The organism is Brevibacillus sp. MS2.2, from assembly GCF_013284345.1.
Lineage (GTDB): Bacteria > Bacillota > Bacilli > Brevibacillales > Brevibacillaceae > Brevibacillus > Brevibacillus brevis_C.
Window position 1 is genome coordinate 23,931 of the sequence record NZ_JABSUZ010000053.1, and the last position, 9,872, is coordinate 33,802.

Consider the following 9,872-nt stretch of genomic DNA (forward strand, 5'->3'; position numbering starts at 1 on the left):
AGGAAGAAGCCTTGGATGCTCGAGAAGATCGAGGTCAGCAAGACATATCAGGGGTATACAGGATGTATTCCAAAGAAGTCTATCAGTATCTCTATCATTTTATCGGAAGTCGGGAAGCCGCAGAGGATTTGACCCAAGAAGTGTTTGTACGCGTCATTAAATCCTTGCACAGATTTGAGGAGCGCTCGAGTATGCGCACTTGGATTTTGCATATTGCCAAGCATGTCGCCATCGATGAATACAGAAAGAAACGGCTGCAAACGATTTTTGCCGGGACCTTGCTAAAGCTTTTGCCCAGCTCAGAGGGGTTGCCGGAAAAAGAGTTACAGGATAAAGAGGAACGTACTCATTTTGAAAAAGCGCTGCTGCAACTGAAGCCCAAGTATCGAAACGTCATTGTATTGCGGGGAATCAGAGAGTATACGGTGAAGGAAACAGCGGAAATTCTCGGCTGCACAGAGGCGAAGGTCAAGGTAGACTTTCACCGCGCGATGAAGATGGTAAAAAAAACGGCGTTACACATTTATGAAAAGGGGGATGGTATGCATGAAATTTCCTAGCGATGAAGAAGTGTTACAGGAATTTCGGAACAGACCGGATGCAGTCCCCCGCAGCAAGTTTTTGCACACATTGGAAAGAAAGCTGGTCGAGGTCGATCAACAGTATCGAAGCAGAAGCAAAACGCGACGCACGACAATTCGATTGGGATTATCCGCAGCGGTGCTGCTCGCAGTCTTTTTGCTGGCGCCGATTTTTACCCGGCTGATTACCAATCCAGAATCCATCATGACGACACAGCCAGAAGTTCCGCTCGTATTGAAGGGTCAGCAGCTAAAGCTAGTGGAAGTATCCCCTGCCGCGAAGCAAACCTTGGAAAAGCTGTTCAATCTCGTTCCAGAACTAAAGACGATGGAAACCAAAGTCATCGGAAAAGAAGAAGGGATCTATGAGATTGTCTTCTATCAAAAGGAGCAAGGAACGGAGCAGCGGTACGCATCTGTGGAGATGGGAGCAGTTACGGGGAAAATTAACCGCTACGAAAATGAGAAAGCGATGAATGAAGGGGCCCCTTCGCCTACAGAACAACAAGCGAAGCAAGTATCTGCTGCCTTTTTACAAGCGCTGCTGGGAGACGAATTCAAGCAGTACCAAGCGAGTCAGACCAGCGGCGATGATTGGGATGCTGTGACCTATACACGCTATGCAAATGGGCTACCCGTATTCTCGGACCGATACGTCGTTGGCGTCAACAGTACTATTGTCACATATGTCAATACGTTCGAAGCTGCACCACTGCAAATATCGTCGGAGTCGTTTGCCGAACCGAATGCTGTATTGTCCAAAGAAGAGCTATCAGAGAAAGTGGCGTCGCTCATGGAGCTTGCCTATTTTGCGAGTTCAAGACATACTGGGAAGCCATCGCTGATGTTTTCCCTTCAGACGACTGGATATGTGAATGCGGTGACAGGAGAAGAGGTATGGGGGGAAGCGTCACATAAAAGCCGATACTCCGAACCAATCTCGGTGACGCCTGGAGGCAAGAAGGTCACTGTGCAAACGGAGGAAGAAGTAGCGAAGGCTGTGGCGGAACAGTTTCAGGTGAATCTGGACGGATTTATCCTCACTGGTGGCAATAAGACGATGAAGGGCGAACAGATGACGACCTACAAGGCCAAGGAAGGGCTAGGCAGAGTCAATGTCTACTCAAACAACGGGGGAATTACAGGCTTTCAGGTGCGCCGCAGTAAAGAGATGGCCAGCTCCACACAGCATCAGAACAATCCAGTAGATGCCCAGCTTAGCTATGAGGAGGCCAAGGAAAAAGCCGTTCAGTTTTTGCAGCCTTATCTGGACAGCAGTGTGAAGGAACTGAAGATTGATGAGACCCAGATGTCGATGCCTTCCGCGACGGCGTACAGCTTCACCTTTTACGTTCTTCATAATAGCGTGATCGTTGCTGACCAGCATTACCTCGTCAATGTGGATGGGCAAACGGGGGAGATTGTCAATTTCATGGACTATTTTACGAGTCCGACTGAATCTTTCCCGGAATTGGACTCAGTCATATCGAGGGAAGAAGCAGCCAAGCGATTTTTGCAGAGCCATCCGGATGAATTGGGGTATGTACTTCCGGTAGTAGGTGGGAAGCTGCAACAAAAGCCACTTCTGGTTTTTACGATAGACACGATTTCTGGCTTTAGGCTGGATGCAGTAACAGGAAAGGAGTTCAAATAAAAATAGGTGATCCCGTTCATCATGAGGAGCGGGGTTTTTATTGGCTCGGGGGAAGTGAAATAGCAATCCATAAGAAGCATATCATCCATGAAAGTCCTAGAATTAACAGTAATTACTGCCCGATAAGGAGGTATTCCGAATGATGAATGAACATGTCAATCCTATTTCTCAAGAGGCACCCGAGCCTGATCCAGCTCTTACACGTCTGAACATTTTTGTGGGGAAATGGGTGACAGAGGGACTGATTATGGAAAGTCCTGCTGGGCCAGCCGCGAAGTTGAAAGCAACCGATACCTACGAATGGCTGCCTGGGGGATATTTTCTGATTCACCATGTAGATGGCATGATGGGGGATAAAGAAGTCAAGACCATTGAGATCATCGGCTATGATGCGACTAGTCGAATGTACTTCACGCACGCTTATGACAATTACGGAAGCGTGGCTTCCTACCATGCGAATTTATTGGGCAGAGATTGGACGATCACAGGGACAACCGAGCGTTTTAGCGGTACGTTTAGTGTTGATGGCAACGCGCTCATTGGTACTTGGGAATTGCTGGGCAATGATGAGCGTTGGGCACATTGGATGGATATTCGATTAACGAAGGCTGAGTAAAATGGGGACACGATCAGGAGCATCAGGTGAGGATGCTCCTTTTTTATGGTTGATTTTCATTTTATTAAAGAATACTTGAATAAAATTTAAGTCTATCTTAAAATAATTAAAGTTAGGAGGCGGGGCGATTCATGGAACGCGACGAAATTCCATCTTGGGTGTTAGCTCTGGACAAGGAGACGCTCGAATTTATCAGGAAGTTTATTATCAGTTCGGGTTCTCTCAAGGGGATGGCTGATGAGTACGGTGTATCGTACCCAACAGTGAGGGCCAAGCTCGACCGAATCATTAAAAAGATTGAATTACATAGCAAGGAAGCGGAAGTAGAGTTCGTGCAAATGATCAAAAACCTGGTCATTGACGAACGGATGAGTCTGGAGGTAGCCAAGCTCATTATTGAAAAATACAAACAAGAAAGAGATGAAAACAGATGAGTACAGGGATGATTCCATTTTTGGTTGGGCTCGGTATTGTGGGGATGCAAAATTTACTCGGAAGACTGAATCACGCTTATTGGGGGGCTATTTTCCCGGGCTTCTTTTTTGCGTACCTGATCTACGGTTATGTTACTGGTTTATTTAAAGAAGGCAGTGAATTGACATTGATCTTGGTAGCAATTGGTGGGATCGCGATTCTATCATTGGCTTGGTCGGAAGGCAGAAGAGCGATGAAGGCAAAGAGGAAGAAAGAGATGGAGCGAATGGAGCTGCTTGACCTGTAGTGGGTCTAAGGTATAAAGCCTGCAGAAGAGGAGGACCGTCGACTGCAGGCAAGGAAGGTTTAGGAATCACTTTATGAAAGAATATTCAAGCTGACGCCCTCGTTTTTGAGGGCTTTTATGTTTTATCTATCGCCTTGCATACTACTTAGTTTCCATACGTTATTTTCCTCTATGAAGCCTAATTCTAGTGTTCCTGAGTAAGTCTCATCGTTTAACCATACTTCATAATTTGTAATAAATCGCCCATCTTTATATATACCGAAAGACCTCTGACGAAAAGTGCTTCCCTCCATAACAAATGGCATGGTTATGATTTCATTCTCCACTTTATAAACAAAATTCTTTCCGTCCACACCAGCTTGCTTGGAAATATACTGTTTAACCTTTTCAGCATCATCCCTCATCATAGCTCGAAAAATCTCTCTTGCCTGTAGATCAACGATATCTCGTATTTCGTAGATTTTAGTATTCATATCATTTTTTTGTTTTTCCTCAACTAAAGAGGCTTCGAGTTCTTTGTTTTTGTTTTTCAATTGAGTGATTTCAGCTTGTAGCCTATCTATCTCGGTTTGATTCGTTTGTAAGGTTTTCTCGTTAGAACAGGCTGTCATTGTGAAAGCAATAAGGATAAACATGATTGGAAAGAAGCTAATTTTCATCGGCGACCTCCCGGCTTTTTGCTCCAGTCATATTTATTTCATAAATTTTGATTCCCCGTTAAAAATCCAATCCGTACCATCGCCCGCAGAGTGTTGAATCAATTGCTCAAAACCATGCATTTCCGCATACTGCTGTTCGTCCGAAGTAATCGGAATCATCCATAACAAATTCACAGGATCTCCTGCCATGAGCGGAAGTGGAAGGCTCGGTGCATCCTCAGGTTTTGCAAGCAGCATGGAGGAGAAGCGGCTGTTGATCTGACTGATTTCCTGGCACGGAATGGTATGACCTTGTGCGAGGAAGGTCATATATGACCACGGCAGAGAGGTTTGGCCGCTGATGTAGGCCAGCAATTGCTGCTCGTTTTGGGCGAGCCATTTGGTTTCGCAGGCAAAGGCCAGCTCGAATCGGCGTAATTGCTCTGGCTCTTCTGTATACTGCTCGACTTTTGGCTGACGCAAAATGGATACGCCGAGGGTCATCGCATAGGTAATGTCTCCTTTTTCGATGGTCACTAATGCTTTCGGGGGCCAGTGACCGCCGTCGATGCCGTAATACTGTTTAACTGGGCCGAGAGTCGAGGTAATCGCGTCCATGAACTGCTGCTGGATGTCAGGCCAAGGGTTGCCATCCCAGCTCGCCCAAAAATGCTGGGCAGCCTCGATACGGGCAAACATGGCGTTCGACTCTGGTGTTCCCAGCGGAAAGCATAAATCAGATTCTCCGGTGCAATCTCGCGCATACGAAGGATAGTGCGAGCCGTCCGGGGAAGGGCCAGCCCAGCCAGGAATCACACACAGCACCTCATCCTCGTACAAAAGCGCCGCTGCATCGCCTTCCTCCAGCCAGACAATCGAGAGCTGCTCCGGGTCCAGCCTGTCCGCTCCATCTGGATGAGCGCAGCAATCGCGTGGAAGCATGGGAGCTTGACCATCCTGCATGGCAGCGAAATCGATCGAGTCCGGTGCAGGTCCGTAATTTCTTACCCAACAAGAGCGAATGCTGGCATGCTCCTCACCGGGATAATCCCACAAATAAAAAAAGACGCCATTCTCATCCTCTTCGACAAAAGCTTGAATCGGACAAATGGGAGAGAACTCCTCTACTAGGATGTTTTTCATAGGTTTCACCTTCAATCGTCGTGATAGATTCGCCGATAACTATAAAGATTTGTGCTTGATTAAACAGGATAAGAATACCATAATTGACTATTGATCACAAAATTCGGCACTTTGAAAATGTTTGCCCAGCAAAGGAGTTTGCCAGATGAATCAATGTACCATCTATGTCTCCATCCAACAATGCGAGAAAGTCGTCGCTGCGATTGTCGAGGCTTTTCGTGATCAATTGGTAGAGGTATCCGCAGACGAGCGGGCCGTGACCGTGACAGATAAAAAATGGTTTAGCAAGAGCAAGATCACCTTCAATCTTATGCGCGAGGACGATGACCAAGAAGCGTTTCTCCAGATGAAAAAAGGGATGTACGGCTACTTCGCACAGGTTGAAACGGTACACGAGAAAATTCAGCAAAAGCTGTTGTACCAAATTACAGCGCTCAACGTGGCGGTAGGAATCGTGGCGAGCAAGGAATTCGACCAGAAGACGTTTGCGGCCATTATGGCGATTGCCGAAGAAGTACACGGGATCGTCTTTCTTCCTACCGGTGACATGCTGGATAATCAAGGAAGGCTGATTCTCAACACGGCAGGAGAGTCCGAAGTGGACGATTTTCTGGTGACCGTCAGCGTGGATCTGATCGATGGACATATTCAGCCCTCCCAGTCAGGAGAAGCGCGCAAGGAGCGGAGCATCAAGCTATTGCAGGAGCAGGGCATTCCGTACATCCCGCATCTTCCTGTCATCGTAGGGGACGAGGATGCTGTCATCAGGAGCAAGGACGAGATGGTTCAGCGAGCGATTGCCCTATGCTTGATTGCGGTATATGCCGGAGGGATCGCTGAAAACGGACAAATCAAGGAAGAGCGGGAGTTCATCGAGGGAATTATTGAGCAGTTTGGCGCTGCTGAATTCTTTACGGAAAAAGAGAGAGACTTCTTGAATGATCCACAGCCAGACAGAACCGATATGATTCAGATGGTTTGGATGTACGAATGCTACTGGGTACTGCTGTGGGCACTCGGCTATGTGGAAGAGCTCCATTTCCCAGATGGCATTTGTGATGTTAACACCGCGATTGACGCTCTCAGAAGCGCAGGTGACTATGGCACCTTCTACAGCAATGCGGTTGTGAGAAGCAAACAGGAGATTCTCGACCAAGCAGATCTAATCTACCGCTATGACTGGGCATGCGTGGATGCACGGATTAACAATCGCACGGTTGCGGGCGGTTTGAATGATGAAGTAGTCGTTGAAAGACACAGAGCATTGAATTGGCTGGTTCGTTACATGGAGGCTGATTGGGATCATGTCTCGACGGATACATAGGCTGTATTCACGAAAAAGTGGGGCACCTTGTGTGATCTTCCTAGCAGGAATGGGCGATAGCAGTGAGACATGGAAGATCGTTCAAGACCGCATTTCGCAGGAAGCGTCTACCTTATCCTATGATCGGGCGGGGATCGGCAGGAGTGCAGCCGCTGCGGTCGTCCCGCGGACTTGTCGTGATTTGGCCGAGGAGCTATACGATTTGCTACAGGAGGTTGAGGTGGAACCACCATGTGTATTGGTCGGACATTCTTTTGGTGGTTTGGTCGCTAGACTGTTTGCTAGTCTATATCCGCAGCTTGTTTCGGGGATGGTTTTGGTTGACGCTGCTCCCGAATATAAGGAGCTCGCCTATGAAAAGGTTTTGCCTGACAACCTGATCGCAGCCAATCGGGAATATTACGAAAATCCGATGCGAAACAGCGAGAAGATCGATAAGATACGGAGCTATCAAGAGATCGTTGACTCTTTTCGGCAAAGTGACATCCCTGTATCGATTATCACGAGAGGCTTGCCGGACGCGTGGGCCGAGGAGTGGCCGAACGAGGAAATCCTAGCAATCGAACAACGTCTGCAAGCTGATTTCATGCGGCTTTCAATCTCAAGTAAACAAAGAATGGCTACTCGCAGCGGGCATTATATTCACCACGATGAACCGGAAATGGTGATGGAGGAAATTTTGATTATGTTAAGGGGGATGAACACATGAGCGATACAAGAACCCAGCTTATACTGGACCTGCAAAGATTGGAGCAGGAACAATACCTGATTCGTGAAGGGGAACAACTGGAGGATTTCGTCGGACTATTGCTACAATACATTGGGGACCCTGACCCGGAATTGCGGGATAATCTCATCTACCCGGCATTTTATTATTGGATTCTCGACGAGGACAAGCTGACGGAGGCGCAATTGCGCAGCCTCCTGCGAGAACTGACCGACGAAAAGCATTTGTTCTATCAGATCGGCAGCGAGGGTGATCCATCTGTATTTACGAGGACATTCTCTTCGTTGCCGATTGCATTGATTTTGCGCCGTCACAGACAGAAGCCCTTTTTGGAGCTTGCCGATTTCCAGCACGTCAAAAATGCCATGCTCCGCTATTTTAAAGAGGAGAAGGACTTGCGTGGCTATTTGTCCGAGGGAGGCTGGGCTCACAGTACAGCTCACGGTGCAGACGTATTCGTAGAGCTGGTGCAGTGCCCAGAGAGCGACGAAGCTGTACAGCGAGACGTTCTTCAAGCCATCCAGGGCGTGCTCCATAACGGAAAGCACATTTTCAATGACGAAGAGGACGAACGACTTGCGAGCATCGTAGATACCATGATAGACAAAGGTTTGCTTTCAGAACAGGAACTCGCTGACTGGATCAATGGTCTCGCAAGCTGTGCAGAACTGCCGAAAAGTCGTACTCAGGTTATCGCTAGAGTGAACAGCAAAAACTTTTTGCGTTGCCTATATCTCAGAAGGGCACGAGATAGCCGGGAAAATGAGCTGGTGATTGCCATGCTTGCTGCCTTAACGAAATGTAACAGGTTTGCGATCAGTTAATGGGTGAAGGTTGATACCGTATTAGACGGCATCAACCTTTTCTTTTTTATACGAGGTTTTAAAAGGTAGCGATTGAACCAACAAAGCTGGCAAGAAGAAAAAGCGCAGGGCTCGCAGACCTTGACAACGCCTACCCAGTCGGAACTTCAAAAAGGGGACCACGCTTGTCGAACACTTCTTCTTCGAGAACCTTCCGCCCGTAGGGTGGCTTTGGCTCGACGGTCCCCTTTTTGAAGTGGAGACGAACAGTCAATCTCCCTTGCGGGCGTGTCAGAGTCGAAGAGGACTGCGCTTTTTCTTCTCCTCCACTGATTGACAATCACCTGTTAGTACTATATAGTACTAATCATGAAACGAACCTCAAACCGTGACCATGTCATCGTCACTGCATCCGATTTGTTTTTGCAAAAAGGACTCATGAATACCAGCATGGATGACGTCGTAGCACAGAGCAAAGTCTCCAAGTCCAACATTTACTACCACTTCAAAAGCAAGGAGGAGCTCGTCGTAGCTGTACTCGGCTACAGAATCAACGTCCTGAGAGGAGCACTGGAAGCCATCTTGCAACGGACAGACCTGTCTGTTTCCGCACGGGTAGGTCTGATTTTTACCACCATCGCAGAAGAACTGGAGGGCCGCTCCTGTGTAGGAGGCTGTCCGATCCTTTCCTTGCTGTCGGCACAAATACCAGAGGTCAAAGCGCGAATCAACGAGTTCCTGATCGAATGGCAGAACCTAGCGGAAAAGCTGCTCGTGGAGGGAATCGCCCGTGGAGAATTCAAGGAAAATATCTCGATTCAGCAAACGGCAGTCTTGCTCGTGACCATTGTGGAAGGAGCGATGCTCATGGCTGAATCGCAGGGTCATGCACAGGTACTCGTAGGCGCAGGTCAGACACTTCTACACTTGATTCAAGTGTAGGATTTTTTTGAAGTGAATTAGTACTGACTAGTACTATAAATATAAAGGAGGCAGAAACAATGGCTGTCGTTTTTATAACCGGTGCGACTGGATTTATCGGTAAGGAAGTAACAAAACAACTGGCACGAGCTGGTCATACCGTGCTGGCGCTGGTTCGTTCGCCCGAGAAGTGGGATGAATTGCTGATGCAGATGACACCAACAGAGAGGTCCAATTGCAAGGCCGTGCGGGGTGATTTGCGAAAGGAGGGCTTGGGATTATCAGCGAGCGATTACGAGCAGGTATTGCGCGCAACTATTATCATCCATGCAGGTGCCCCGATGGATATTTCGCTGGATGAAACGGTGGCGAGGGAATTGATTTTACAAGGAGCAAGTCACCTTGCAGCACTAGCGAACGAATTGCATAAACAACAGCGTCTACAAAAGCTGATTCATATCGTTGGCTACATGAGTCCGTTTGACGATGAGAGTGGAAAGCTGGCGACAGATGTTTTTGCGCCAACCGATTTTTATCAAGAGGCAGGGGGCTACGAGAAATACAAGTTTCTGGCAGATCTATACCTCAGACAAGAGGCGTATCAAAAAGGAATGCCGCTGGTCGTGGTAAATCCGTGTACGATCATAGGCCCGCGAAGCACCGGGAACACAGAACAAACAGATGGATTCGGGCTCGTGATCAGCTCCATGCGGCGTGGTAAGATCCCTGTTCTTCCCGGTGGTA

General features: G+C 47.9%; 12 protein-coding genes. 10 read left to right on the forward strand and 2 right to left on the reverse strand.

Going from position 1 to position 9,872, the window contains the following annotated elements:
• Positions 1-11: 11 nt before the first annotated feature.
• From HP568_RS27880 to HP568_RS27900, 5 genes are all read left to right on the forward strand, one after another.
• The gene (locus HP568_RS27880) at positions 12-560 is read left to right on the forward strand and encodes an RNA polymerase sigma factor (protein ID WP_173630808.1); all 549 of its coding nucleotides are present in this window, start codon (positions 12-14) and stop codon (positions 558-560) included.
• Positions 547-2,235 (forward strand): YcdB/YcdC domain-containing protein, encoded by a 1,689-nt coding sequence (locus HP568_RS27885; protein ID WP_173630809.1) that lies wholly within the window; start codon positions 547-549, stop codon positions 2,233-2,235. Before HP568_RS27880 ends, HP568_RS27885 begins: the two co-directional genes overlap by 14 nt.
• Positions 2,236-2,374: 139 nt before the next feature.
• On the forward strand, positions 2,375-2,851 hold the full coding sequence (locus tag HP568_RS27890; RefSeq protein WP_053079632.1) for a DUF1579 family protein: 477 nt from the start codon (positions 2,375-2,377) through the stop codon (positions 2,849-2,851).
• 131 nt (positions 2,852-2,982) lie between these two features.
• Positions 2,983-3,285 carry a DUF2089 family protein gene (locus HP568_RS27895; protein ID WP_048034874.1) on the forward strand — a complete coding sequence of 101 codons (303 nt, stop codon included), beginning with the start codon at positions 2,983-2,985 and terminating at the stop codon, positions 3,283-3,285.
• Entirely contained in the window at positions 3,282-3,572 is a 291-nt protein-coding gene (locus tag HP568_RS27900) for a hypothetical protein (RefSeq protein WP_048034873.1), read from the forward strand. The genes HP568_RS27895 and HP568_RS27900 overlap by 4 nt, the downstream gene beginning before the upstream one ends.
• A 122-nt stretch (positions 3,573-3,694) precedes the next feature.
• On the opposite strand, the gene HP568_RS27905 is transcribed toward HP568_RS27900, so the two are convergent.
• Together HP568_RS27905 and HP568_RS27910 are read right to left on the reverse strand one after the other, a co-directional pair.
• Positions 3,695-4,231 carry a hypothetical protein gene (locus tag HP568_RS27905; protein ID WP_173630810.1) on the reverse strand — a complete coding sequence of 179 codons (537 nt, stop codon included), beginning with the start codon at positions 4,229-4,231 and terminating at the stop codon, positions 3,695-3,697.
• A gap of 33 nt (positions 4,232-4,264) precedes the next feature.
• A complete protein-coding gene (locus tag HP568_RS27910; RefSeq protein WP_173630811.1) occupies positions 4,265-5,353 on the reverse strand; it encodes a suppressor of fused domain protein in 1,089 nt (362 codons plus the stop codon).
• Between the two features lie 145 nt (positions 5,354-5,498).
• Here HP568_RS27910 and HP568_RS27915 point away from each other — a divergent pair, with 145 nt between their 5' ends.
• The 5 genes from HP568_RS27915 to HP568_RS27935 all read left to right on the forward strand — a co-directional run.
• Positions 5,499-6,677, forward strand: coding sequence for a DUF4272 domain-containing protein (locus HP568_RS27915; RefSeq protein WP_173630812.1), 1,179 nt, complete (start codon positions 5,499-5,501; stop codon positions 6,675-6,677).
• Positions 6,658-7,386: an alpha/beta fold hydrolase gene (locus HP568_RS27920; RefSeq protein WP_173630813.1), complete on the forward strand. Its 729-nt coding sequence runs from the start codon at positions 6,658-6,660 to the stop codon at positions 7,384-7,386. Before HP568_RS27915 ends, HP568_RS27920 begins: the two co-directional genes overlap by 20 nt.
• On the forward strand, positions 7,383-8,228 hold the full coding sequence (locus tag HP568_RS27925) for a DUF2785 domain-containing protein (protein ID WP_173630814.1): 846 nt from the start codon (positions 7,383-7,385) through the stop codon (positions 8,226-8,228). Before HP568_RS27920 ends, HP568_RS27925 begins: the two co-directional genes overlap by 4 nt.
• Before the next feature lie 348 nt (positions 8,229-8,576).
• The gene (locus HP568_RS27930; protein ID WP_173630815.1) at positions 8,577-9,149 is read left to right on the forward strand and encodes a TetR/AcrR family transcriptional regulator; all 573 of its coding nucleotides are present in this window, start codon (positions 8,577-8,579) and stop codon (positions 9,147-9,149) included.
• A gap of 59 nt (positions 9,150-9,208) precedes the next feature.
• Positions 9,209-9,872 (forward strand): SDR family NAD(P)-dependent oxidoreductase (locus HP568_RS27935; protein WP_173630816.1); only part of this gene is annotated, 664 nt, incomplete at its 3' end.